Here is a 23441-nt window from a genome sequence, read left to right on the forward strand (position 1 = left end):
GGTCAAGTCCTCACCGCGGCGACGACGACGGCGGTGACGACGGCGACGACAGCGGTGACGACGGCGGCGGCAGCGGTGAAGACGGCGGCGGCAGCGGTGAAGACGGCGGCGGTGACGACGGCTGCGACCGTGGCGGCGGCCCCGGCGGACATCCCCGGCGTCGCCAGCGGCAACGGACGGGCCGTGACCTTCGGGCTGTTCGTGTTCCTCATCGTGGTCACGCTCGGGATCACGGTGTGGGCCCGGCTCAACACCAAGGGGGCGGTCGACTACTACGCGGGCGGGCACGCGTTCTCCGGACCGCAGAACGGGATCGCGCTCGCGGGCGACTACATGTCGGCGGCGTCCTTCCTCGGCATCGCCGGGATCATCGCGCTGTCCGGCTACGACGGGTTCCTGTACTCGATCGGGTTCCTCGTCGCGTGGCTGCTGACGCTGCTGCTCGTCGAGCTGATGCGCAACGCGGGCCGGTTCACGATGGCCGACGTCCTGACCTACCGGGTGCGCAACCAGCCGCCGGTGCGCACCGCGGCGGCCGTCTCGACCGTGACCGTGTCGGTGTTCTACCTGCTGGCGCAGATGGTCGGCGCGGGCGCGCTGGTGGCGCTGCTGCTCGGCGTCCACCCGGGCGAGACGTTCATGGGCATGTCGGCGGAGGCCGCCAAGACCTGGACGATCGTGGTGGTCGGCGCGCTGATGATCTTCTACGTGATGTTCGGCGGGATGAAGGCCACCACGTGGGTCCAGATCATCAAGGCCGTGCTGCTGATCGGCGGCGCGACCGTGCTGACCGTCCTGGTGCTGGCCCGGTTCGGGTTCAACCTGTCCGGTCTGCTGGGGTCGGCGGCCGAGTCGTCCGGCAAGGGGTCGGCGTTCCTGCAACCCGGCCTGAAGTACGGCAAGGACGTGCCGGGGGACGGCGTCAAGACGCTGCTGAACAAGATCGACTTCATCAGCCTGGCGCTCGCCCTCGTGCTCGGCACCGCGGGCCTGCCGCACATCGTCACCCGGTTCTTCACCGTCCCGGACGGCCGTGCCGCGCGCACCTCGGTGAACTGGGCGATCGGACTGGTCGGCGCGTTCTACCTGATGACGCTCGCGCTCGGGTTCGGCGCCGCGGCCCTGGTCGGACGCAAGGCCATCATCGCCCAGGACCCGGCGGGCAACACCGCCGCGCCGCAGCTCGCCAAGGCCGTCGGCGACCAGATCGGCGGCCCGGTCGGCGGGGACCTGATGCTGGCGTTCATCGGCGCGGTCGCGTTCGCCACCATTCTCGCCGTCGTGTCGGGGCTCGTGCTGGCGTCCTCGACGTCGCTCGCGCACGACTACTTCGGGCACGTGCTGATGTTCGGGCGTCCGCGCGAATCGCAGGAGGTCGGCGTCGCGCGGTTCGCGGCGTGCCTGATCGGGGTGCTCGCGATCGTGCTCGCGGTGATCGCGAAGAACATGAACGTGGCCTTCCTGGTCGCGCTCGCGTTCGCGATGGCGGCGGCGGCGAACCTGCCCGCGATCACGCTGTCGCTGTTCTGGAAGCGGTTCAACTCGGCCGGGGTCGTCGCGGGGATCTACGGCGGCCTGGTCAGCTCGCTGGTGCTGGTGTTCTTCTCCCCGGTCGTGTCCGGCAAGGTCGATCCCCTCACCGGCGAGAGCCTCTCGCTGTTCCCCAAGAACGTGGACTTCCACTTCTTCCCCCTGGAGAACCCCGGCATCGTCTCCATCCCGCTCGGCTTCCTGTGCGCGGTGGCCGGGACGTACCTGGGCCGGGGCGAGGCCGACACCCGCCGCTACGACGAGCTCTCGTTCCGCTCGCTGACGGGCGCCGGCTCGGCCTGACCCGATCACCCCCTGGACGGGCGGGACGTGCTCCGGCGCGTCCCGCCTGTCCGGGCGTCCGGCCTCCTTCGCGCCCGGGCTGTCCGCGTCGCGCCCATTTCGCGTCCGGTCTGTCCCGCGTCGCGCCCGTTTCGCGTCCGGCCTGTCCCGCGTCGCGCCCGTTTCGCGTCCGGCCTGTCCCGCGTCGCGCCCGTTTCGCGTCCGGCCTGTCCCGCGTCGCGCCCGTTTTCCGTCCGGGCCGTTTCGCGGCGCGCTCGTCCGGCGTCCGGGCCGTTTCGGGGCGTGCCCGTCTCGGGCCGCGGTCTGCGCGCCCGGCCGGCTCCGGCAGTGATCACTTTCGTGAGGGGACTAACACCGCCGGACGGCCTGGGGTTACCTGCCGGTACGGCAGGCTGGTGCGCATGAAGCCGAAGTCCACGCTCGCCCTCGCCTGCTCGACCGGAGGCACCGTGCTCGCCACGGCGCTCGCCACGGCCGGCGTGGCGGCGCTGCTCGCGGGCTGCGGCGGCGACGGCGGCGCGGCGACCGCGAAGTCCGCCCCCAGCGCTCGTGCCTACTCCGACACCGCCGAGCTCGGACGCGTCCTGCGCGCGGACGGCGCGACCGGGTGCAGCTCGGACGCCACCCGCGTCGAGTGCCGCTACCAGGGCCGCTACGTCGCCGCCACCGTCCTGTCGCCCGGCCTCGGGCTCACGATGGACACCGCGCTGCGCAGCTGGCGCAGCGGCGTCGGGCAGAGCGCGATCGGCGAGAACGGCGCGTTCGCGATCCTCCAGGGCCCGAACTGGCTGCTCACCGGCCCCGGCGAGCTGGTCGACAAGGCGCGCGCCGACCTGGGCGGACACGCCCACCACTGCGACCACCCCTTCGGCACCTGCTCCTGAACCCGTCCTCCGCGGGGCCGTTCGGCGGCGCCGCTGTCGTGAAGATGGGTTTCTGAGACGCCTGTCGCCGCGCGTGTCCCGAAGTGCCGGAGTGCCGGGGTCGCCTCGGAGCGTCATGGCAGAATGAGGGCGCCCGACCGGTCGGCCGCCCGCCGTCCGGGCGGATCGGAACCCGGGAACGCGGCCGACGGCCGGGAGGAGGTGCGGTGCCGTGCGCTCTGACGGCCACCGCTCCGCTCGCGTCCAGCTCCCCGCTCGCGTCCAGCGCTTTGCTCGCGTCCAGCGCTTTGCTCGCGGTGCCGGCCCGCGCCGCGGGACGTCCCGCCCGCCCGTCCGCACCGCCGCCGCGCTCACCGCGCTGACGCTCGCCTCGGCCGTCGCCGTCCCGATCGCGTTCGCGCCGCCCTCGGCGTTGAACCTGCGCGGCGCGAAGTCCAGCGCGGCCACCTCGAAGACCTCGCGCGCCGCGGCGTCCGGTGGCCGCGCGGCCGCGGGACGCAACGCCGCCGCGCCGCTGCCCTTCCCCGAGGCGCCGAACGGGCCGGTCGACATGATCCGGTCGCGGGAGTGGCACCTGTCGGCGCTGCGCGTGCCGAAGGCGTGGAAGCAGTCGCGCGGCGCGGGCGTCGTCGTCGCCGTCCTCGACACCGGCGTGGACAAGCACCACCCGGACCTGACCGGACGCGTCATCACCGGCCCCGACCTCACCGGCGGGACGCGGCGCCCGGGCAGCAAGTACTGGGGCCTGCACGGCACGTCGATGGCCAGCATCATCGCCGGGCACGGGCACGGACCCGGCGGCGCGCAGGGCGTGATGGGCGTCGCGCCCGCCAGCCGCGTGCTGTCGCTCCGCGTGACGTGGGAGAACGACGACCCCATGCGCAAGGACGACGCGCAGGTCAGCCACGCGCGCGACGCCATCGCCGAGGGCATCCGGTACGCGGTCGACCACGGCGCGACCGTCATCAACATGTCGCTCGGCGGCGGCAAGCAGTACTACGACGGCGACTCCTCCGAGGAGGACGCCATCAAGTACGCGCAGAGCAAGGGCGTCGTGCTCATCGCGTCCGCCGGGAACGACGGCGCCGGCGCGAACCGCAAGAACTTCCCGGCCGCCTACCCCGGCGTGATCGCCGTCGGGGCGCTCGACCACGACATGCGCGAGTGGAAGGACAGCAACCGCCACCCGTACGTCGCGGTCTGCGCGCCGGGCGTGGACATCGTCAGCGCGGACGCCGACGACGGCTACGTCGTCGGCACCGGCACCAGCCCGTCCTCGGCGATCGTCGCCGGGATCGTCGCGCTGCTGCGCTCGCGCTACCCGTCCCTGAACCCCGACCAGGTGCGCCAGGCGCTGGTCGAGGGATCCAGGGGCAAGGGGTCGAGCCCGTCCGGCAACTGTCCGGGCGCGCTGGACGCGGCGCGCGCGATGTCCGCCGCCGCCCGCATCAGCAAGGAGCCGCCGAAGCCGTCCGCCCCCGCCGCCCGGACGCAGGACGCGCCCGCCGCGAGCGCCGGGAGCGGCGACTCCGACCGGCTCTACCTGGCGATTCTCGGAGGCGGCGGCGCCCTGCTGCTCGTCGGCCTCTTCCTGGGCTGGCGCCAGCGCCGCCGTCCCGGCGACGAGGACGATCACGACCCGGCTCCGGTCCCGATGCCTCCGCCGCGCGCGGCCGGGCCGGCCGCCGAGGCCCCGCCCGTGGTCTCCTTCCAGCCCGCCCCGCCACGTCCCGCGCCGCCGCCTCCCGCGCCGCCGCCCTCGGCCGCCCAACGCCTGCCTGCCGAACACTTTCCTGCTGAACCTCTGCCCGCTGAGCCCCTGCGTGCTGAACCTCTGCCCGCCGAGCCTCTGGCGGCGCCGACCTTCTCGGGCGAGCCGTCCGACTGGAACCCCGGACGCCGTTCCGAGCCCCCGCAGTTCCCCTCCTCGCCACCGCCTCGTCCCGAGCCGTGGACGACAACGGAACACGCGCAGGCCCCTGACCCGGCGCACGCGCAGGGCGCTGACGCGGCGCGCGCGCAGGCCGCCGACCCGGCGCACGCGCAGGCCGCCGACCCGGCGCACGCGCAGGCTGCCGACCCGGCGCACGCGCAGGGCGCCGACCCGGCGCGCGCGCAGGCTGCTGACGCGGCGCGCGCGCAGGGCGCCGACGCGGCGTACGCGCAGGGCGCTGACGCGGCGCGCGCGGAAGACGGCGGGGCGGATGTGCGATCGACGTTCGATCCGCTGGGGGACCCGTTGCAGGGGCCGGGGTCGGTGCAGGGAGCCGGGCCGCTCAGCGAGCAGGAGCCGCGTCCCGTCGAGGACGAGCCCGGCCTCAGCGACGAGGAGTGGGAACGGTTCCGGCGCGGGGTGCTCGGCGAGCCCGAGCGGCCCGTCCCGCCGCCGATGCCGCCGCTGGAGGACCTCCAGACCGGCGCCGTGCCGGACGCGCCGCCGCCCGGCCTCGCGGACGCCAACGGGCACGGGCCGATGCCCACGACGCCGGACGACGCGGCCGGGCACCGTCCGCGCCGCCGCCGTCGTCCCGTGGTCGCGGACGACGACGACTACCGTCCGCCCTGGTGGTGACCGCGGTACCCCGCCGGGCGTAGCGGCGAAGCCGCCGCTCGTACGACGACACGGCCCGGACCGTCCACGGAGCATCGGATCATCCGAACCGGAGGAGGAGTCCGATGCACTCGCTGATGATCACCGCCGCGCACCCCGGCTGGCACGACCACTCGGGTCCCGGCTGGTGGGTGATCTTCCCGATCACCTTCGGGCTGCTGTGGCTGACCGCGCTCGGCTTCGTCGGCTTCCAGCTGGCCAAGCGCCGGCGGCGGGGCGGATGGCGGTTCCCGCAGGCCGCGAACCCGCAGCCGGGGGCGGGCAAGCAGCGTCCCGAAGACCTCCTCGCCGAGCGGTTCGCGCGCGGCGAGGTGGACGAGGACGAGTTCCACTCCCGGATGTCCGCGCTCCGCGCCGAGCGCGAGTGATCCCGCGCTCCGCGCCGAAGCGCGAGTGATCGCTCCGCGCTCCGGGCCGGGCGTGAGTGATCTCGCGCTTCGCGCTCCGGGCCGGGCGTGAGTGATCTCGCGCTCCGCGCTCCGGGCCGGGCGTGAGTGATCTCGCGCTTCGCGCTCCGGGCCGAGCGCGGGTGATCTCGCGCTTCGCGCTTTGGGCCGGGGGTGAGTGATCTTGCGCTTCGGGCCGGGCGCGGGTGATGCTGCGTCCGTTCGGTCGGGTGTCAGTCGGCTCCGGCCTCGCGGAAGATGCGCTCGACGCCTTCGGGGTCCATCATCGCGGGCGACTGGGCGGCGGCCTCGGCGAAGCGGGTGAGCAGGCGGGCGAAGTCGGCCTTCTCGCGGTCGGTCCAGCCGCTCATCAGCTCGTCGAAGTAGGCGCGCCGGAACCGCTCGGCGACCTGCCGGACCCGGTCGCCCGCGTCGGTGAGGCCGAGGTTGGCGCGGCGCGCGTCCACCGGGGACGGGCGCCGCGACACCAGGCCGGCGTCGATGGCGTGCCCGACCAGGCGGCTCGCGGTGGACGGGTCGATCTCCAGCCGCTCGGCGACCGCGCCGACCGTGACCTCCGGGCCGTCCTCGCAGGCGGCGAGGGCGGCGACGGCGTGCACGACCATCAGGTTCGACAGCTGGATCGGCCGCCCGCCCGGCCCGGACGACGTCTGCGCCCGGATCTTCTTCATCAGGTCCGGACGCGCCCAGACGCGGCGCAGGTGGAACAGCGCCAGCGCGATGTCGGAGAGTGGCGCGTCCGGCTCGGGGACCGGGGCGGAGGGCTTCTCCGTCGGCATGCTCGTCCTCCGTTCGCGTGGTGGCGCGGCGTCCGGCCCGGCGGCACGGATGCACAATGCATATATTAACGCCCGCAACCTGCGAGTTTCCCGAACGCGGGGTGGGATTCCGCCGAATCCGTCCCTCCCGTCGCGCGGTCAAGGGGGCGCGGCGGGGCGGGCGGCCGTTCCGCGCGAACGGCCGGAGAATGTCCGCCGGGACGCGTAGAGTGGCCTCGGCCGAACCCGGACGACCCGGGATCAGTGACCACCAAAGGGGGACTCCATGCCGGCGGCGAACGGCCCCGGCGACGGTCCCCAACAGGACGGCAGCATGAACGATGGCTCACCCCTGCCCCCGATGAACCCGGGCCGGGAAGACGACGACGCAGCCTTCCCGGCCGACCTCCTGTCCGAGCGCGACCGCCAGATCCTCGCCTTCGAGCGGCAGTGGTGGAAGTACGCCGGCGCCAAGGAGCAGGCCATCCGCGAGACGTTCGACATGTCCGCGACGCGGTACTACCAGCTCCTGAACATCCTGATCGACCGACCCGAAGCGCTGGTGCACGACCCGATGCTGGTCAAGCGCCTGCGCCGGATGCGCACGCAGCGGCAACGGCAACGCGCCGCGCGGCGGCTCGGCATCCGCCCCTGACGTGGCCGACACTGGTCACGTGCAGCCTTCCTCCCGTATCACCCCGGAGGGCGAGGACGCCCTCGCCGCTCTCCGCTCGCATCCCGGCGGGGCCGTCCTCGGCTTCGACTTCGACGGCACGCTGGCGCCGATCGTGGACGATCCGGCGGCGGCCCGGGCGCATCCCGGCGCCGCCGCCGCGCTCGCCGCCCTCGCCCCGCGCGTCCGGGCGCTGGTCGTGGTGACCGGCCGCCCGGCGAAGGTCGCCGTCGAGTACGGCGGCTTCGAGGGCATCGACGGGCTGGTCGTGCTCGGGCAGTACGGCGCGGAGCGCTGGGAGTCCGGCACGCTCTCCGCGCCCGAGCCGCCGCCCGGCGTCGCCGAGGTGCGCGCCAAGCTGCCGCGCGTGCTGGAGGCGTCCGGCGCGCCCCCCGAGACCTACGTCGAGGACAAGGGACGCGCCCTCGTCGTCCACACCCGGCGCTGCGCGGAACCGCAGGTCGCGCTCGACCGTCTGCGCAGCGTCATGGACGCGCTCGCCGAGCGGCACGGCCTGGTCGTCGAGCCGGGACGGTTCGTCCTGGAGCTCCGCCCGCCCGGCATGGACAAGGGCGTCGCGCTGCGCGCCTTCCTCGACGAGACCGGACGTCCGTCCGCGCTGGTGTTCGCCGGTGACGACCTCGGCGACCTCGCCGCCTTCGACGCCGTGGACGCGCTGCGCGAGGACGGCGTCCCCGGCCTGAAGCTGTGCAGCGGCTCGGCCGAGGTCACCGAGGTCGCCGAACACGCCGACCTGGTCGTGGACGGCCCGGACGGCGTCGTCGCCTTCCTCGAGACCCTGCTGCCGCCGGCGTCCTGACCGACTCCCGACCGGTCTGACCGAGTTCTGACCGGTCCGGCGGCCGGTTCCGGACGGTCCGGCGCGCGCCGCCGGGGCCCGTTGGTCAAGGATGCCGCTGGCCTGCGCATTCGTCGGACCGGGACGCCCGCTACCGCCGATGATGGTGGGGCAGGTGTGAGCCAGGCGAACAATTACGCAAAAATAAGGTAATTTCGCTGCGCCCGGCGGACGCGGCGGGCCTCGGCCGGACGAGACAAGGTGGGGAGTGCTGACGTGGACACAGAACCCGGATTCCCGCGGCGGTCCGGCGGACCGCGCGACACGTCCCGCGACCCGCTGCAAGCCCCGGTCGCCGGCGTCCCGCTCCAGCAGCCGCCGGGGTCGTCGTCGCCGACGTCGTCCGGGGGTTATCCGACGGAGCCGTTCACGTCCGGCGGCTACCCGACGGTCGGCTCGCCGACCAGCACCGGAGGGCATCCCTTCGTGCCGGAAGCCCCCGTCCAGCAGGGCTACCCGCAACAGCCCCCGCTAGCGCAGCAACCACTCGTCCAACCGCCGCCGACTCGGCAACCGACCGTCCAGGCACCGCCGGCTCAGCCGCCGCTGATGCAGCAGCCCCCGGTTCAGCCGGCGCCTGCGCAGCAAGCCGTCCAGCCGCCGGTCGCGCAGCAGACGCCGGTCCAGCCGTCGGTTCAGCCGCTGGTCGCGCAGCAGGCGCCGGTGCAGCCGCCGTTGGCGCAGCAGCCGGAGGCGTTCGCGCCGGAGCCGTCCTTCCCGGCTCGCGGGTCGGACGAGCTGGGCGTGCGGGAGACCAGCGGCGTCGATGTGCGGATCGCGTCGTCGCGAAGCGAGCGGCACCGGATCCGGCGCGAGCAGCGCGGACGTTCGGGACGCCGCAAAGGGCTCCTCATCGGCGCAGGCGCGCTCGTCGCGGCCGCGGCCGCGGCAGGCGCGCTCCTGCTGATCCCCGGCTCGGACGGCAAGGAGGGCGGCGCCGACATCTCGTCCGCCGGCGGCGACCAGGCGCCCTCGGCGCAGTCGGGCACGATGCCCAGGACCGGGACGCCCGTGACGGTCGGCACGACGGACGGCTCCAAGTACCAGCTCGCCGCCGTGGACTCGGGCGCGGGCGACGGCGCGTCCACGCAGCAGACGACCGCGCCGTCCGGATACGGGTTCGGCTACATCGAGTACGTCCTGTCGAACCCGACCGACAAGAAGGTGCTGCTCGACTTCCCCGGCGACGTGTTCGTCAAGCGCGCTCTCGTGGAGAGCTCGGCGCGCGGACGCTGCATGCCGCAGGCCGGGACGCCCGAGGACATGTGCACGCCCCCGACGCACAGCGACGTCGTGCGGTCCCTGCGGGGCGGCCGGCTCGTCGCGGGCGACGGCGACGACAAGTACATGCCGCCCGGTTCGGCGTACCTCGTGCGCGCGACGGTGGACGTCCCGATCCAGAAGGAGCTGAAGGCGGGCGACCTGCGCCTGTTCATCTGGAAGCAGCTCTACATGAACGACCAGACCGCCAAGGAAGCCCCCCTCCCGCGCTGACCGGCGTCCCGCGCCGACCCGCCTTCCGCGCTGATCGAAGTCCCGGGCTGGCCCGGCTTCCGCGCTGATCGAAGTCCCGGGCTGGCCCGGCTTCCGCGCTGATCGGACCCCGGCCTGGTCCGGCTTCCGCGCTGATCGGACCCCGGGCTGGGTCCGGCTTCCCGCGCTGACCGCCTTCCGCGCTGGTCTGACTTCTGCGCCGGTCCGGCTTCCGCGCTGCTCGGTGCCCCGCGCTGATCCGCATTCCGTGCCGGTGGCGGCTTCCGCGGTGACCGGCGTCCCGCGCTGGGCTGGCTTTCGTGCAGGCAGGCGAAGGGCCGCCGCTGACCGGGGAACGGTCGCGACGGCCCTTCGTCTTTTCGGTCGTGCCGGGCGGGGTCCCTGATCCGAGGCTCGCTCAGGTGCCCTGATCCGGGTGCCCGGCCGGGACGGCCGTTTCGGCGGCTACTCCTCCGCGCCGGGGTCGTCGGCGAGGATGCCGTAGAGGCGGCGGCGGGCGTCGTTCACGACGTCCAGCGCGCGGGCCTGCTGCGACGGGCTGCCGACGGCCAGGACCTGGTGGAGCGCGCCCATGAGCTGGCGGATCGCCTCCCGCGAGTGCAGGACGCTCTCCCCGGCCGCCTCGGTGACCTCGTCCCAGGGGGCGGCGGTCTGCGCGGACGCCTCCTCGCGCCCGGCGTCGGTGAGGGAGAACAGCCGCTTGCCGCCCTGCTCCTCGCTGCTGACCCGGCCCTCGTCCTCGAGCATCTGGAGCGTCGGGTAGACCGAGCCGGGGCTCGGCCGCCAGACGCCGCCGGTGCGCTCGTCGAGTTCCTGGATCATCTCGTAGCCGTGCATCGGCCGCTCGGCGAGCAGGGCGAGCAGCGCCGCCCTGACGTTGCCGCGCCGGGTGCGGCGTCCGCCGCCCCGGCCCCGGCCGCGTCCGCGCCCGCCGGGGGCGCCCGGTCCGAAACCCGGACCGCCGGGGCCGAAACCGCCCCAGCCGAACGGGTCGTCGCGGCGCATGCGCGCCTCGGGGCCGCCGTGGACGTGCGGACCGCGCCCACGCCGGCCGTGCTCGTGGTTCCTCGTGTACTCGCGCATCGTCATCATCTCCTAGTCGTTGTTCGATCGCGATGCATTAACGATATATCGGTGAACGCTCGCTGGCAAGCCCCGCCTCGCTTGACAGGAACTCATCACGCGTTGAATATCGAGGGAAGGGGGTGGTGTCCATGACCGGACGCACCGACGTGACCGTCTGCGTGGCGGGCGGAGGACCCGCCGGGACCGTGCTCGGCCTGCTGCTCGCCCGCTCCGGGATCGGCGTGGCCGTCCTGGAGAAGCACGGGGACTTCCTGCGCGACTTCCGCGGCGACACGATCCACCCGTCCACGCTGGACGTGCTGGACGAGATCGGCCTCGGCGAGCGCTTCGAACGGCTCGACCACCGCAAGGTCACCGGGCTGGACGTGGTGACCGGCGACGGCGAGTTCTCCGTCGCCGACCTGGGCGCGCTGCGCGAGCGGCACCCGTACATCGCGATGGTCCCGCAGTGGGACTTCCTCACCATGATCACCGAGGCGGCGGCGGAGCTGCCCGGCTTCCGGCTGCTGATGAACGCCGAGGCCACCGGCCTGATCGAGGACGGCGGGCGCGTCGCGGGCGTCCGCTACCGGGACGCGGACGGCGCCGAGCGCGAGATCCGCGCCGACCTGACCGTCGCCGCCGACGGACGGCACTCGACGCTGCGCCGCGCCGCCCGACTGCCCGTCCGGAATCTGGGCGCGCCGATGGACGTCGCGTGGTTCCGCCTGCCGCGCGAGCCCGGCGACCGGGAGAACGCGTTCCTGCGGCCGGCCGACGGACGGCTGATGGCGCTGCTCGACCGCGGGACGTACTGGCAGATCGCCTACGTCGTGCCGAAGGGCGGCTGGTCGCGGGTGCGCGCGCGGGGCGCGGCCGCGCTGCGCGCCGACGTCGCCGAGCTGGTGCCCTTCCTGGCCGGACGGGCCGGCGACCTCGAACTGGACGGGATCAGCGTCCTGGACGTCCGGGTGGACCGGCTGCGCCGCTGGTACCGGCCGGGACTGCTCTGCATCGGGGACGCCGCGCACGCCATGTCGCCGATCGGCGGCGTCGGGATCAACCTCGCGATCCAGGACGCTGTAGCGACCGCGAACCGGATCGTCCCGGCGCTGCGCCGCACGGGCACGGTCGCGGTCTCCGACCTCGCCGCCGTGCAGCGCCGCCGCGTGCCGCCGACGATGGCGGTCCAGGCGTTCCAGCTCGCGGTGCAGCGGTTCGTGGTGCGGCGCGCGCTGGAGGGGCGTCCGCCCGCGATCGGCAAGGCCGCGGACCGCGCCCGGCTCGTCCCGTCCGTCCAGCGGCTGCTGGCGCGCCTGATGGGCTACGGACCGCTGCCCGAGCACGTCCGCACTCCCGCGCTGGCCGCACTTCCGGAACGCGTCGGTTCTCCCGCGATGTCCTCTTGAACGGCCGAAGGGGACGGACGCCGTTTCAAGGCGCGTCCGTCCCCTTCAGGCGATGGATCAGGGAGCCTGAAGCTTCAGGTTGTCGAGGATGGACTTCACGATGTCGGCGTTGTCCATCTGCCGGATGCGCACCCACGCGCCGAACTTCCCGTCCGCCGAGTGCAGCGCAACCTCGGTGACCAGCGGCGTGCCGGTCTTGCAGCCCGTGAACCGCAGGATCGTTCCGTTGAGCTGCTTGTCCGGCGACGTGTAGTTCTCCGGCGCGCCCTTCGTGCAGGACGGGTGCGTGGACACGCCGAGCGGCAGGGGCTGCGTCTTCGGCATCGCGGTCGTCAGGCCGACGAACAGGCCGGGCGCCGTGCCGCTGCCCCGGAACTTCGCCACCTCCGGGGTCGCCCGCAGCACCGGACGGGCCGTCGCGTCACCCGCGAAGCCCACCCCGCTCGGCAGCCAGGTCTTGTCCGGGCCGGCCTTCGGCCACGCCTTCGGCACGGCCGCCCTGATCTTGCCGGAGTCGTCCGCGACCTGGGCGAAGTCGGCGGGCACGGCCGTCTTCTTGCCGCCGCCCCCGTCGCCGTTCTTCTTGCCGCCCTTGGAGAAGATCGAGCCGAGCGCCAGCCCGGCGATCAGCGCGACGGTCAGCACGGCGGCCGTGATCAGCAGCGGCGTCAGGTAACCGCGCCGGCCGCCGCCACCGCCGCTGCCCCCGCCGCCTCCGCCGCCGGGGCCGAACGGCCCGCCGGACCCGCCGCCGGAGCCGCCGGCGTCCTTCTTGCGCCGTCCGAAGGGCGAACCCTTCCCGGACGACCCGGACGACCCGGACGGCGGCTGCTGGCCTCCCTGCGGCTGGTAGGGCGGCGGCGGGTAGCCGTGCGGCGACGGGCTCTGCGAGGGATCGGGGACCGGCTGGTACGGCTGCCCGCCGGGACCGGGGCTGTGACCGGGACCGGGACCCGGACCGGGGCCGTAGGGCTGGCCGCCCGCCGGGAACACCGAGGTCTTCGCGTCGCCGCCGGGAGGGGGCGGCGCGTCGCCGTAGCGTCCGCCGGGCTGGTCCATCACGGTCGCCTCGCCGCCGTCCGCGGCGGCGGTGTAGCCGGGACCGGCCGGACCGCCGGGGCCGCCCTGCCCCGCGCCCGGATGCGGCGGGAGCGGCATCTCGGTCGTGCGGGAGTCGTCGGGCCCGCCGTCCGGTGGAAGGGTCTCCGAGCCGGGCGGACGGCCCCCGTAGGGCTGCTGTCGGGGATCGCGCACGGTCGCCTCCGGTACCTCGTCTCGGTCACCGGGGTATGACGCCGGACGCGGGGTACCGAGTTCGCCGGATTTGTCGGATTGTTGCGAGGACGGCACGTCGACGACCGTGGACGGCCCGTCCCCCGGGACGTCCCCCCGACCGTCTCCCCGACCGTCTCCCGGACCGCCTCCCGGGGCGTCCGCCGGGCCGTCCGCGCGAAGCTCCGGCCGCACGCCGGGCAGCGGCTCGGCGATCGTCACCGGGGCGGCACCGGGCGTCCCGCCGGCGGGCTCGGCCGGCGTCCCGGAGGCGGGACCGGCCGGCGACTCGACCGCCGCCTTCGCGCGCAGCTCGGCCAGCGCCTCGGCGAACGCCTCCGCCGTCGGCCAGCGCTTCTCCCGCTCGACCTCCAGGGCGCGCATGACCACCTCGTCGGTGCCGGCGGGCAGGCCCTCGCGCAGCTCGCTCGGCGGGACCCGGATCGGCGCCTGCGTCGGCGGCCGTCCGGTCAGCATGTGGAAGGTCAGCGCGCCGAGCCCGTACACGTCCGCGCGCACGTCCAGGCCGCCGCCGAACCGGGCCTGCTCGGGCGACATGTAGCCGGGCGTCCCGACCGGGAGGGTGAACGCGCCGGACGCGTGCGCCAGCGCCTTGGCCAGCCCGAGGTCGGCGATGAGCAGCTTCTCGCCGCCGTCCGGGGTGGACTGGAACAGCACGTTCGACGGCTTCAGGTCGCGGTGGATCACCCCGAGGGTGTTGATCACCTCGACGCCGTAGGCGGTGTTCTCGGCGAGCGCGAGCGCCTCGGCGACCGGAAGCGGACGTCGTTTCATCCGGTCCGCGAGCGTTCCCCGGTCGGCGTAGGACATGACGAAGTAGGGACGGCCGTCCGGGAGCTCCCCGATGTCGTGCACGCGGACCAGCCGTTCGGAGTCGGCGCGGCGCAGGATGCGCGCTTCCTCCAGGAACCGGTTGCGCACGTCGAGGTCGTCCAGCAGGCTGCCGTTGAGGACTTTGATCGCGACCAGCGAGTCGAGGGCGTCGTCGTGCCCGAGCCACACTGAGGCGAACGCCCCGGACCCGAGAGCGCGGTCGATTCGGTAACGGCCGACAGTAGAGGGGAAGGACACTCCCGTATCATGCCCAACAAACGGGGTGTGTGTGCGAGCGAGGTCGAGGCACGGCGATGGCATTCGATGAGAGAACCGAGGAGCTGGCGCTGAAGGCCGCCCAGGGAGACCAGGGCGCGCTGGAGGACCTGCTTCGCAAGATCGAGCCCGACGTGCTGCGGCACGCGTCTCGGTTCCTGCCCAACCGGCAGGACGCCGAGGAGGCTTGCCAGGACGCGTTGTTGCAGGTCGCGCGCAACATCCACCGGTTCGAGGGGCGGTCCCGCTTCTCCACCTGGCTGCACGTGGTGGTGGCGAACTCGTCCCGCTCGACCTACCGCTCGCTGAAGCGCCGGTCGATGGAGCAGGCGGGCGAGCTGCCCCAGCAGCGGCCCGACCCGCGCCGCACCAGCGTGATCGCCGGGTCCCGGGTGGACATCCTGGACGCCATGGAGGACCTGGAGTCCCGCAAGCCCGACCTGGTCCAGGCCCTGGTCCTGCGCGACGTCTCCCAGCTGGAGTACGCCGAGATCGCCGAGCAGCTCAAGCTGCCGCTCGGCACGGTCAAGTCGCGCATCCACGAGGCCCGCAAGCAGGTCCGCCAGACCCTCGGCGAGTCCTACACCTGACGGCCGGCGCGCTGCGGGCCGGCGACGGCCGGTGCGGGCGGTTCTGCTCGGATGACCGGCGTCGCGGGGCGGATCTCGCGCGGATGACCGGCGTCGCAGGGCGGATTTCCGCAGGTGGTGGCCGGTGCGTCCCGCGCGTGTCGGGACGGGCCCAAAGGTCGGCAACGGGTGGGCCAAGGGGGCGGGAAGCCGCACCGGCCGGGCCGTCCGGTGGGTCACCATGCCCCCATGGCCACTGGTACCGCCCCGTCCGCCCGGCCGGTCTTCGTGTTCGGCTGCCCCCGTTCCGGGACGACCCTGCTCCAGCTGATGCTGCACTCGCACCCGCGCCTCGCCGTCCCCGCCGAGACCCGGTTCGTCCTGTCCGCCTACACCGGAAGGTGCGACTTCGGTGACCTCTCCGACAGGGAGAACAGGCGCCGGCTCGCCGAGTGGATCACCGGACGGCCCGCGGCGAGGTTCGGCGATCTCGGTCTGGACGCGCGGGCGGTGTCCGAGCGGATCATCGAGGGGCCGCCGACGCTCGGCTCGGCGCTCGGCGCCGTGTTCCGCGCCTACGCCGACCGGTTCGGCCGGCGGCGCTGGGGCGACAAGCGGCCGAGCTACTCCAAGAACATCCCGGCGCTGCTGCGGATGTTCCCGGACGCCCAGTTCGTCCACCTGATCCGGGACGGCCGCGACTGCGTGGCGTCGCTCTGCGAGATGCCCTGGTACAAGCTGGACGTGCACCACGCGATCGCGTCCTGGCGGGAGGCGATCGACATCGGCCGCCGGGCCGCCGTGCGGCTCGGGCCGGACTCCTACTACGAGCTCCAGTACGAACGGCTCGTCGCCGACCCGCAGGACGAGCTGTGCCGCCTCTGCGCGTTCCTCGGCGAGGAGTTCCACCCGGAGATGACCCAGCCGCAGCGGATCGCGGAGCTGACCGTCCCGCCGCAGAAGAAGTGGCACGACCGCACCCACTCGGCGGTGTCGTCCGGACGGGTCGGATCGTGGCGCGACCGCCTCGAACCGTGGGAGGCCGGGCTCGCCGAGGCCGCCTTCGGCGACCGGCTCACCGACTACGGCTACGAGCCGTCCGGAATGCCGAGGCCGAGTCCCGCGCTGCTCGCGAAGTTCGCCGCGACCGCCGCGCACCGGCGCATGGCGCACCGCAAGGCCGACGTCCGCGACCGCTGGCGCCGCCGCCACGAGCCCAACCCCGTGACCTGCCTGCTCCCCGCCGAGACCGCGCCGACCCTCCTCTGACCTCGCCCGCGTGCCTCAGCCGAGGCCGCCGAGCTGGTCGGCCCTCAGCTGAGGACGTCTAGCTGATCGGCCCTCAGCTGAGGGCGTCTAGCTGGTCGGCCCTCAGTCGAGGGCGTCGAGCTGGCCGGGCGTCAGCCGAGAGCCTGTCGGTCGAGGGCTTCGAGCTGGTCGGCGAACCAGCGGGCGGGCGGGAGCGCGGTTGCGGCGGCGGCCAGGCGGCGGGTGCGCTCGGCGCGTTCGCCGGGGGGCATGAGCAGCGCGCGGTGCAGCGCCCCGGCGGTCTGCGTCACGTCGTAGGGGTTCACCATGAGCGCGTCGTCGGAGAGCTCCGCGGCGGCGCCGGCCTCCCGCGACAGGACGAGCGCGCAGCCGTCCGCCGACAGCACGGGGCCTTCCTTGGCGACCAGGTTCATGCCGTCCCGGATGGGGTTCACCAGCAGGACGTCCGCCAGCGAGTAGGCCGCGAGCGAGCGGGGGTAGTCGTCGTTGACCTGCACGATCAGGGGATCCCAGGTGGGCGTGGCGAACTCCTCGGAGATCGCCCGCGCGGTCTCGTGGACGGCCTCGGTGTACGCGCGGTACTCGGCGAGGTCCGTCCGCGACGGGTACGCGAACGCCAGGTGGACGACCCGTCCGTGCCATTCGGGATGCGTCGCCAGCAGCTCGCGGTAGGCCGCGAGCCCCCGGACGATGTTCTTCGACAGTTCCGTCCGGTCCACGCGGACGATCAGTTTCCGGTCGCCCACCTGCGCGCGTAGCGATTCCTGGCGTTCGGCGACGTCGGACTGCGCGGCTCGTGCGCGCAGGGACTCACCGTCAACGCCGAGCCCGTGGACGCCGATCCGGGTCGTCCGGCCCGCGTAGGTGACGCAGCTACCGCTCACGCGGGCGCCGGGGAGCAGTTCGGCGCAGCAGGCGAGGAACGCGTCCGCCCACCGCCGCGTGAGGAAGCCCGCGTGGTCCGCGCCGAGGATGCCGCCGAGGACGGCCACGGCGACGTCGTCCGGAAGCATCCGGAAGTACTCCGGCGGCGCCCACGGCGTGTGCGAGAAGTGCGCGATGCGCAGGTCGGGACGCCGGTCGCGGAGCATGCGCGGCGCGAGCGACAGGTGGTAGTCCTGCACGACCGCCTTCGCGTCCGGCTGCGACGACTGGGCCACCGCGTCCGCGAACGCCGCGTTGTACGCCTCGTAGGACTGCCAGTCGCGGCGGAACCGCGCGTCGAAGTGCGGCGCGCGCGGCGTCTCGTACAGCAGGTGGTGGACGAACCACAGCGTCGAGTTCGCGACCGAGTTGTACGCGCGCTGGAACGTCGCGGCGGGGATGTCCAGCATCCGGACGTCCGCGCCGCCGGTGTCGTGCCCGGCGCGGTCGAGCCGTCCGTCCGGGGCCTCGCGCGCGGCCTCCCGGTCGGGGTCGCCGAGCGCCGCGCACACCCACAGGACGTCGGTGCTGGCGGCGACTCCCGCGAGCCCCGACACGAGGCCGCCGCCCCCGCGCCGCGCGGCCAGCCCGCCGCCGTCGCTCCGGGTGAACGACACCGGACCACGGTTGGACGCCACCACGATCTGACTCATGGAAGCAGCGTCTCAGCCGGGACGCCCGGACATCAAAGGGACCCGCGTGAAAGCCGGTCCCACAGCTGTCTTCGCGCCCGCCCGCAAGTCCCCCGAGTGCTACAGCACCACCGCCGGATGCGTCACAGAACGCTCTCGCGTGACCAAGACCACGGCCGGGTAACGTCTCAATGAGCGAGACGGCGCTGTCCGAGAACCGGTCAGATCATGTAATCTCGCCTCACGCGGTCCGAAAGGACCCGACTTACACAACTTCATAACGCTCATCCAGAGGGGTGGAGGGACCGGCCCTGTGAAGCCCCGGCAACCACCCGGTTAGGACGCGCTCGCGAACCCGCGAGGCCGACCGGGAAGTGGTGCCAACTCCGGCCTGCGACCAAGGCGGCGCAGGGAAGATGGGGAGAAGGGCCTCGCTTCATGGCGCTCACGTCTGCGACGAATCTCGGACCTGCCACCGCGCTCACCTGCCGCGAATGCGGCCACACCCGCGAACTCGGCCCGCACTACGCGTGCGAGGAGTGTTTCGGGCCACTGGAGATCTCCTACGACTTCGGCGACGTCACGCGCGAGTCGATCGAGGCGGGACCGCGCAACATCTGGCGGTACAAGGGGCTGCTGCCCGTCCCGTCCCACGTCGAGGAGACGCCGAACACCGAGCCCGGCCTGACCCGGCTCGTCCGCGCCGACCACCTCGCCGAGACGCTCGGGCTGTCGGCGCTCTGGGTGAAGGACGACAGCGGCAACCCGACCCACTCGTTCAAGGACCGCGTGGTCGCGGTGGCGCTCGCCGCCGCCCGCGAGCTCGGGTTCAAGGTGCTGGCCTGCCCGTCCACCGGGAACCTGGCCAACGCCGTGGCGGCCGCGGCGGCCCGCGCGGGCATCCGCAGCGCGGTGTTCGTGCCGTCCAACCTGGAGTCCCAGAAGATCATCACGACGGCCGTGTACGGCGGCACGTTCGTGACCGTGGACGGCAACTACGACGACGTCAACCGCCTCGCCTCGGAGATCGCCGGCGAGCAGGACGACTGGGCGTTCGTCAACGTCAACGTCCGGCCGTACTACGCCGAGGGCTCCAAGACGCTCGGGTACGAGATCGCCGAGCAGCTCGGCTGGCGGCTGCCGGACCAGATCGTCGTCCCGGTCGCGTCGGGTTCCCAGCTCACCAAGATCGACAAGGCCTTCCAGGAGCTGATCAAGCTCGGCCTGGTCGAGGACAAGCCCTACAAGGTGTTCGGCGCGCAGGCGGCGGGCTGCGACCCGGTCGCCAACGCGTTCAAGCAGGGCTGGGACGTGTTCCGCCCGGTCAAGCCCGACACCATCGCCAAGTCCCTCGCGATCGGCAACCCGGCGGACGGCACCTACGTGCTCGACGTCGCCCGCCGCACCGGCGGCGCCGTCGAGGACGTCACCGACGAGCAGGTCGTCGAGGGCATCCGGCTGCTCGCCGCCACCGAGGGCATCTTCGGCGAGACCGCGGGCGGCGTCACCGTCGGCGTGCTGAAGAAGCTCACCGAGTCCGGCGCGCTCGACCCGGCCGCCGAGACCGTGATCATCAACTCCGGGGACGGCCTGAAGACCCTGGACGCCGTCGCCCCGGTCGTCGCCCCGACCGCGAACATCGCCCCCACCCTGGACGCGTTCCGCGCCGCCGGAATCGCCTGAGAGGAGCCACCATGAGCACCGTGTCCGTCCGCATCCCGACCATCCTGCGGACCTACACCGGCGGCGAGTCCGAGGTGAGCGCCGAGGGCGGCACCCTGCGCGCCGTCGTCGCCGACCTGGAGTCGTCCTACGCCGGCATCTCCGCCCGCATCCTGGACGACAACGGCAAGATCCGCCGCTTCGTCAACGTCTACGTCGGCGACGAGGACGTCCGCTTCGCCGAGGGCCTCGACACCCCGACGCCGTCGGGCTCGCAGATCTCCATCATCCCCGCCGTCGCCGGCGGCTGCTGATGCTGACCACTTGACGCAGAAGTTGTCAAAAGCCCCCTTTCTTTTTGAGAGGGGGCTTTTGTGCTGCTCGGGAGGGTAAAGGCATGGTCATGGGGATAGCGGAGGATGTCGCCGGAGTGCTGCGCGCCCATCCGGCCGTGCGGGGAGTCGAGCTCGTCGGGTCCCGGGCGCGGGGGACGGCCGCGCTCAGTTCGGACTGGGACTTCGCCGTGACCGTGGACGACTTCGGGCAGGTGGCCGCCGACCTGCCGGGGCTCGTCGCCGCGTTCGACCCGTTGGCGGCGCAGTGGGACCCGCTGGGGGAGTGCGCGAGCTACCTGCTGGTCTTCGCGGGGCCGGTGAAGGTGGACCTGCTGTTCCGGGACGTCCCGCGCCGTCCGGCCGGGCCGTGGCGGATCGGGCCGGACACCCTGCGGGCGGTCGACGTCCACTTCTGGGACTGGATCCTGTGGCTGGTGAGCAAGCGCCAGCGTGGGATGGGCGACCGCGTGCGCGGCGAGCTGCTGACCATGAGCGGGCAGCTGCTGCGCCCGCTCGGCGTGCAGGCCGTCCCGACGTCGCTGGAGGAGGCCGTGACCCGGTACGTCCGCGCGCGGGACCGGCTGGAGACCCGGTACGGGCAGCGCGTCCCGAGGCGGCTGGAGGCGGAGGTCCTTCCCCTCGTGCACGCGCGCGAGGGTGACCATTACCGGCCGTCCCGTCTTGGCTCGTGAGGGCTGACGTCCGGATCCGGCCGCCTATAAGGTCGGTGCCGATCACGCCGGGTCGACCCCGCCGCGGTCCGTCCCCGCGCGGGCCCTGGAGACACGGGTGGTGGTCGGCGGGTCCCGCGGTAGCAGGGGCGGGGCCCGGAACGCACCGCGGCCGAACGGCCGCGGACGAACCGGCAGGTTGGTATGGCGCAGGGCACAGTCAAGTGGTTCAACGCGGACAAGGGCTACGGCTTCATCGCGGTGGACGGCGGCCGGGACGTGTTCGTCCACTACTCGGCCATCCAGATGGACGGCTACCGCAGCCTGGAGCAGGGGCAGCGCGTCGAGTTCGAGATCACCCAGAGCGACCGGGGCCCGCAGGCGGACGCCGTCCGCGCCATCTGACCGCGAACGCGGTCACCCCAGCTCCCTCTCAGGCTTCCCCGGACGCGGCCCGGACGCGACGTGCGCGGCCAGCAGCCGGTCGGCGCGTCGCAGCCGGGCGGCGAGGCTGCGCGCCATCGCCCAGTGCAGCGCCTCCACGGCCTGCGGGCGGTCCCGCTCCAGCCGCTTCAGCGCGGCGTCGGTGAGGACCTGGCACACCGTGGGCTCCGCCGCGACGACGCGGTAGGCCCGCGGGTCGTCGCGGCGCACCGTGAGCTCGGTGACGGCCGTGCCCGGACCCATGGACGCGACCTGCACCGGCACGGCCGGGTCGCCCTCCATGACCTGCGCGACCAGGCCGCCGGAGACGACGAAGTACAGCGACTCGTCCGGTTCGTCGCGCGGGGAGAACAGCACCTCGCCGGACGCGAGGCGGCGCTCCTCGAACAGCGGCGCGAGCGCCTCCAGCACGCCGGCGGGCAGGTCGCGCAGGACGTCCTGCTCGGGCAGCGGGACGACCTCGGGGCGGTCGGCCTCCTGCGGCGGGCCGGTCTCGGCGACGAGCGCGTCCTCGCACCATTCGAGCGCCTCGTCCAGCGAGGCGAACGCGGCCTCGGCGGACGCCAGCGGCGACCGGGCCGCCTCGGCCGCGACGACCGTGGTGACGCCGTGCTCGCGCAGCTCGCGGACGAGCGTGTCCAGCAGGTTCACCGCGACCGGCTCGGCGCGCGCGACGCGGTGCAGGTCGAGGATCAGCCACCGGACGTTCTCGTGGTCGCCGGTGATCGCGCGCACCGCGACGTCGGTGGACGCGAACCCGAGGTCGCCCTGGAGCTCGCACAGCGCGATGGCCCGCCCGCGCGTCCGCAGGATCTCCCGCTCGGCGAACCGGCGGCTGCGCTGCGACGACACCGCGTCCCCGCGCAGGTACCGGTGGATCGCGGACGTCGTCCCCGTCACCGGACGCATCAGGTGCAGCCCGAAACGCGACGAGAGCTCCTGGCACGCCGCGATCGCCCGGACGCTCGTCCCGCGCGCGTCCAGCGGCGGGCTGTACACGCCGATCCCGAGCTGCGACGGCAGCACGGCGGCCAGGCCGCCCGCGACGCCGCTCTTGGCGGGCAGCCCCGACCGCAGCAGCCACTCGCCCGCGAAGTCGTAGGTGCCGGACGTCGCCATCACGGCCATGACGTGCTCGGTCGTGTCCGTCCCGACGACCCGGCGGCCGGTCAGCGGGTTCACCCCGCCGGACGACAGCGTCATCGCCATGACCGCCAGGTCACGCGCCGTCACCAGCGTCGAGCAGGCCATGAAGTACACCGACAGCGCCTCGTCCACGTCGCCGTCGAGCGTTCCGGCGTTGCGCAGCAGGTACCCGAGCGCGCGGTTGTGGTCGCCGGTCCGCTCCTCCGAGGCGAGCACCTCGTGGTCGATGCTGAGGTCGCGCCCGGCGAACGCGGACAGGCCGTCGAGGATGCGCTGGAACCGCTGGCCCCAGTCGTCGCCGTCCACCATCGACGCCGTGACGATCGCGCCCGCGTTCACCATCGGGTTCAGCGGACGCCCCGTCCCCGCCTCCAGCCGGATGGCGTCGAAGCCCTCGCCGGTCGGCTCCACGCCCACCTTCCGCAGCACCGCGTTGAGCCCGCGGTCGTGCAGCGCGAGCGCGTACACGAACGGCTTGGAAACCGACTGGATGGTGAACGGGACGCCGGTGTCGCCCGACTCGTAAACGTGCCCGTCGCGCGTCGCGAGCGCCAGCCCGAACAGCTTCGGATCGGCTTTCCCGAGCGCCGGGATATACGTCGCGACGCTTCCGTCGGTGATTTCCCCGATGCGCTCGTGAACCTCGTCGAGAAGCTCCTGGACGGGGCTCGCGATCTCCCCAGCGTCGGCCAACCTCACACCCCCGAAACGCCCGCGCCGAACACGTCCTGTGCCCTGTCTACCCCATGGACGCACAGCTCAGTGGTGCCGGCCGGGGAACCGCGGACGTCAGCCGAAGAAATTGTCGAAGTAGCCGCCGTGCCCATACGGGCGGTTGGAACCGTACATCGCGACGTCGAACGCGATCGGGCAGCTCAGCACGAGCGTGCGCAGCGGCTCGGGCAGTTGGTAGTGCATCGTGAGCGTGTGCCGGTCGCCCCGTGACGTCCCTTGGGCGAGTTCCCGGAAATAGCCGCCGCTACGGTCCTTCAGGCTCACCGCGACCTCGGTCCCCTGCCAGTCGAGGACGCGCGCGTAGTCGTAGTTCCCGAGCTGACGTTCGGCCGGGTCGAAAAGGGCGAAGCCTTTCGCGTGCCGGTCGAGATGGCCGATCGGGGCGCCGTCCGGCGCGACGACGAGGGTCCGTCCGGCGATCGTGGTCGGGCCGTCCACGTGCAGCCGGTCCACCCAGAAGTACGGGGCGCCGTTCGGCGCGGCGACCAGGAGCGTGTGCCGGGTGCTCTCGCCCGAACCCCAGTGCCGGCGGTGGCCGCGCTGCTCCTCGCTGATCCGCTCGGTCACCGTCGCGAGCAGCGCGCCCTGCTCGTCCAGGATGCTCAGCCCCATCGTGACCGAGCGTCCCAGCGGCGGCATGTCGTACACCAGCACGGGCGCGGTGAACAGGTCGCTCACG

Annotated in this window: 21 protein-coding genes and 1 riboswitch; of the genes, 14 read left to right on the forward strand and 7 right to left on the reverse strand. The window is 73.5% G+C overall.

Annotation, left to right across the window (positions count from 1 at the left end; translation table 11 throughout):
• Positions 1-2: 2 nt before the first annotated feature.
• Positions 3-212: a hypothetical protein gene (locus tag ACFPCY_RS39090; RefSeq protein WP_378264258.1), complete on the reverse strand. Its 210-nt coding sequence runs from the start codon at positions 210-212 to the stop codon at positions 3-5.
• On the opposite strand from ACFPCY_RS39090, the gene ACFPCY_RS39095 reads away from it, so the two are divergent.
• The 4 genes from ACFPCY_RS39095 (at position 130) to ACFPCY_RS39110 (ending at position 5696) form a co-directional block, all read left to right on the forward strand.
• Entirely contained in the window at positions 130-1833 is a 1704-nt protein-coding gene (locus tag ACFPCY_RS39095; RefSeq protein WP_378264254.1) for a solute symporter family protein, read from the forward strand. The genes ACFPCY_RS39090 and ACFPCY_RS39095 overlap by 83 nt on opposite strands.
• Positions 1834-2234: 401 nt before the next feature.
• Positions 2235-2717, forward strand: a complete 483-nt coding sequence (locus ACFPCY_RS39100; RefSeq protein ID WP_378264200.1) for a hypothetical protein — start codon at positions 2235-2237, stop codon at positions 2715-2717.
• Between the two features lie 211 nt (positions 2718-2928).
• Positions 2929-5289 (forward strand): S8 family peptidase, encoded by a 2361-nt coding sequence (locus ACFPCY_RS39105; protein WP_378264202.1) that lies wholly within the window; start codon positions 2929-2931, stop codon positions 5287-5289.
• Between the two features lie 104 nt (positions 5290-5393).
• Entirely contained in the window at positions 5394-5696 is a 303-nt protein-coding gene (locus ACFPCY_RS39110) for an SHOCT domain-containing protein (RefSeq protein WP_378264204.1), read from the forward strand.
• Positions 5697-5947: 251 nt separating this feature from the next.
• Here ACFPCY_RS39110 and ACFPCY_RS39115 read toward each other — a convergent pair whose 3' ends face one another.
• A complete protein-coding gene (locus tag ACFPCY_RS39115) occupies positions 5948-6514 on the reverse strand; it encodes a MarR family winged helix-turn-helix transcriptional regulator (RefSeq protein WP_378264206.1) in 567 nt (188 codons plus the stop codon).
• Between the two features lie 340 nt (positions 6515-6854).
• On the opposite strand from ACFPCY_RS39115, the gene ACFPCY_RS39120 reads away from it, so the two are divergent.
• From ACFPCY_RS39120 to ACFPCY_RS39130, 3 genes are all read left to right on the forward strand, one after another.
• Positions 6855-7148 carry a DUF3263 domain-containing protein gene (locus ACFPCY_RS39120; RefSeq protein WP_378264256.1) on the forward strand — a complete coding sequence of 98 codons (294 nt, stop codon included), beginning with the start codon at positions 6855-6857 and terminating at the stop codon, positions 7146-7148.
• A 19-nt stretch (positions 7149-7167) separates the two neighbouring features.
• On the forward strand, positions 7168-7986 hold the full coding sequence (gene otsB, locus ACFPCY_RS39125) for a trehalose-phosphatase (protein WP_378264208.1): 819 nt from the start codon (positions 7168-7170) through the stop codon (positions 7984-7986).
• A 255-nt stretch (positions 7987-8241) separates the two neighbouring features.
• Positions 8242-9519 (forward strand): hypothetical protein, encoded by a 1278-nt coding sequence (locus ACFPCY_RS39130; RefSeq protein WP_378264210.1) that lies wholly within the window; start codon positions 8242-8244, stop codon positions 9517-9519.
• 444 nt (positions 9520-9963) lie between these two features.
• Here the strand turns inward: ACFPCY_RS39130 and ACFPCY_RS39135 are convergent, their stop codons facing one another.
• On the reverse strand, positions 9964-10602 hold the full coding sequence (locus ACFPCY_RS39135) for a PadR family transcriptional regulator (RefSeq protein ID WP_378264212.1): 639 nt from the start codon (positions 10600-10602) through the stop codon (positions 9964-9966).
• Positions 10603-10733: 131 nt separating this feature from the next.
• On the opposite strand from ACFPCY_RS39135, the gene ACFPCY_RS39140 reads away from it, so the two are divergent.
• A complete protein-coding gene (locus ACFPCY_RS39140) occupies positions 10734-11993 on the forward strand; it encodes an FAD-dependent oxidoreductase (RefSeq protein ID WP_378264214.1) in 1260 nt (419 codons plus the stop codon).
• A 57-nt stretch (positions 11994-12050) separates the two neighbouring features.
• Here the strand turns inward: ACFPCY_RS39140 and ACFPCY_RS39145 are convergent, their stop codons facing one another.
• The gene (locus ACFPCY_RS39145; protein WP_378264216.1) at positions 12051-14357 is read right to left on the reverse strand and encodes a serine/threonine-protein kinase; all 2307 of its coding nucleotides are present in this window, start codon (positions 14355-14357) and stop codon (positions 12051-12053) included.
• 56 nt (positions 14358-14413) lie between these two features.
• Between ACFPCY_RS39145 and ACFPCY_RS39150 the strand changes: the two genes are divergently transcribed.
• Positions 14414-14965: an RNA polymerase sigma factor gene (locus ACFPCY_RS39150; protein ID WP_378264218.1), complete on the forward strand. Its 552-nt coding sequence runs from the start codon at positions 14414-14416 to the stop codon at positions 14963-14965.
• A 228-nt stretch (positions 14966-15193) separates the two neighbouring features.
• Complete coding sequence (locus ACFPCY_RS39155) at positions 15194-16213, forward strand: sulfotransferase family protein (RefSeq protein WP_378264220.1); 1020 nt, start codon at positions 15194-15196, stop codon at positions 16211-16213.
• A 131-nt stretch (positions 16214-16344) separates the two neighbouring features.
• Here the strand turns inward: ACFPCY_RS39155 and ACFPCY_RS39160 are convergent, their stop codons facing one another.
• Positions 16345-17790, reverse strand: coding sequence for an alpha,alpha-trehalose-phosphate synthase (UDP-forming) (locus ACFPCY_RS39160; RefSeq protein WP_378264222.1), 1446 nt, complete (start codon positions 17788-17790; stop codon positions 16345-16347).
• 260 nt (positions 17791-18050) lie between these two features.
• Positions 18051-18192, forward strand: a riboswitch (SAM riboswitch).
• 15 nt (positions 18193-18207) lie between these two features.
• Between ACFPCY_RS39160 and thrC the strand changes: the two genes are divergently transcribed.
• The 4 genes from thrC to ACFPCY_RS39180 all read left to right on the forward strand — a co-directional run bounded on the left by thrC (position 18208) and on the right by ACFPCY_RS39180 (position 20842).
• Positions 18208-19452, forward strand: coding sequence for a threonine synthase (gene thrC, locus ACFPCY_RS39165; RefSeq protein WP_378264224.1), 1245 nt, complete (start codon positions 18208-18210; stop codon positions 19450-19452).
• An 11-nt stretch (positions 19453-19463) separates the two neighbouring features.
• Positions 19464-19745: a MoaD/ThiS family protein gene (locus ACFPCY_RS39170; protein WP_378264226.1), complete on the forward strand. Its 282-nt coding sequence runs from the start codon at positions 19464-19466 to the stop codon at positions 19743-19745.
• Between the two features lie 89 nt (positions 19746-19834).
• A complete protein-coding gene (locus tag ACFPCY_RS39175; RefSeq protein WP_378264228.1) occupies positions 19835-20458 on the forward strand; it encodes a nucleotidyltransferase domain-containing protein in 624 nt (207 codons plus the stop codon).
• A gap of 183 nt (positions 20459-20641) precedes the next feature.
• On the forward strand, positions 20642-20842 hold the full coding sequence (locus ACFPCY_RS39180) for a cold-shock protein (protein WP_151561745.1): 201 nt from the start codon (positions 20642-20644) through the stop codon (positions 20840-20842).
• A gap of 12 nt (positions 20843-20854) precedes the next feature.
• Here ACFPCY_RS39180 and glsA read toward each other — a convergent pair whose 3' ends face one another.
• Together glsA and ACFPCY_RS39190 are read right to left on the reverse strand one after the other, a co-directional pair.
• A complete protein-coding gene (gene glsA / locus ACFPCY_RS39185) occupies positions 20855-22720 on the reverse strand; it encodes a glutaminase A (protein ID WP_378264231.1) in 1866 nt (621 codons plus the stop codon).
• 96 nt (positions 22721-22816) lie between these two features.
• Entirely contained in the window at positions 22817-23440 is a 624-nt protein-coding gene (locus ACFPCY_RS39190) for a hypothetical protein (protein ID WP_378264233.1), read from the reverse strand.
• Between the last annotated feature and the right edge of the window lies 1 nt (position 23441).

This window comes from Actinomadura gamaensis (assembly GCF_042652125.1).
GTDB classification, from domain to species: domain Bacteria; phylum Actinomycetota; class Actinomycetes; order Streptosporangiales; family Streptosporangiaceae; genus Spirillospora; species Spirillospora gamaensis.

Bases quoted from the DNA above. Each gene is read 5' to 3' on its own strand.
- ACFPCY_RS39090 (WP_378264258.1), bottom strand. From the start codon at position 212: ATGAGGAACACGAACAGCCCGAAGGTCACGGCCCGTCCGTTGCCGCTG.
- ACFPCY_RS39100 (WP_378264200.1), top strand. From the start codon at position 2,235: ATGAAGCCGAAGTCCACGCTCGCCCTCGCCTGCTCGACCGGAGGCACC.
- ACFPCY_RS39110 (WP_378264204.1), top strand. From the start codon at position 5,394: ATGCACTCGCTGATGATCACCGCCGCGCACCCCGGCTGGCACGACCAC.
- ACFPCY_RS39115 (WP_378264206.1), bottom strand. From the start codon at position 6,514: ATGCCGACGGAGAAGCCCTCCGCCCCGGTCCCCGAGCCGGACGCGCCA.
- ACFPCY_RS39120 (WP_378264256.1), top strand. From the start codon at position 6,855: ATGAACCCGGGCCGGGAAGACGACGACGCAGCCTTCCCGGCCGACCTC.
- ACFPCY_RS39135 (WP_378264212.1), bottom strand. From the start codon at position 10,602: ATGCGCGAGTACACGAGGAACCACGAGCACGGCCGGCGTGGGCGCGGT.
- ACFPCY_RS39140 (WP_378264214.1), top strand. From the start codon at position 10,734: ATGACCGGACGCACCGACGTGACCGTCTGCGTGGCGGGCGGAGGACCC.
- ACFPCY_RS39150 (WP_378264218.1), top strand. From the start codon at position 14,414: ATGGCATTCGATGAGAGAACCGAGGAGCTGGCGCTGAAGGCCGCCCAG.
- ACFPCY_RS39155 (WP_378264220.1), top strand. From the start codon at position 15,194: ATGGCCACTGGTACCGCCCCGTCCGCCCGGCCGGTCTTCGTGTTCGGC.
- ACFPCY_RS39160 (WP_378264222.1), bottom strand. From the start codon at position 17,790: ATGAGTCAGATCGTGGTGGCGTCCAACCGTGGTCCGGTGTCGTTCACC.
- thrC (WP_378264224.1), top strand. From the start codon at position 18,208: ATGGCGCTCACGTCTGCGACGAATCTCGGACCTGCCACCGCGCTCACC.
- ACFPCY_RS39170 (WP_378264226.1), top strand. From the start codon at position 19,464: ATGAGCACCGTGTCCGTCCGCATCCCGACCATCCTGCGGACCTACACC.
- ACFPCY_RS39175 (WP_378264228.1), top strand. From the start codon at position 19,835: ATGGGGATAGCGGAGGATGTCGCCGGAGTGCTGCGCGCCCATCCGGCC.
- ACFPCY_RS39180 (WP_151561745.1), top strand. From the start codon at position 20,642: ATGGCGCAGGGCACAGTCAAGTGGTTCAACGCGGACAAGGGCTACGGC.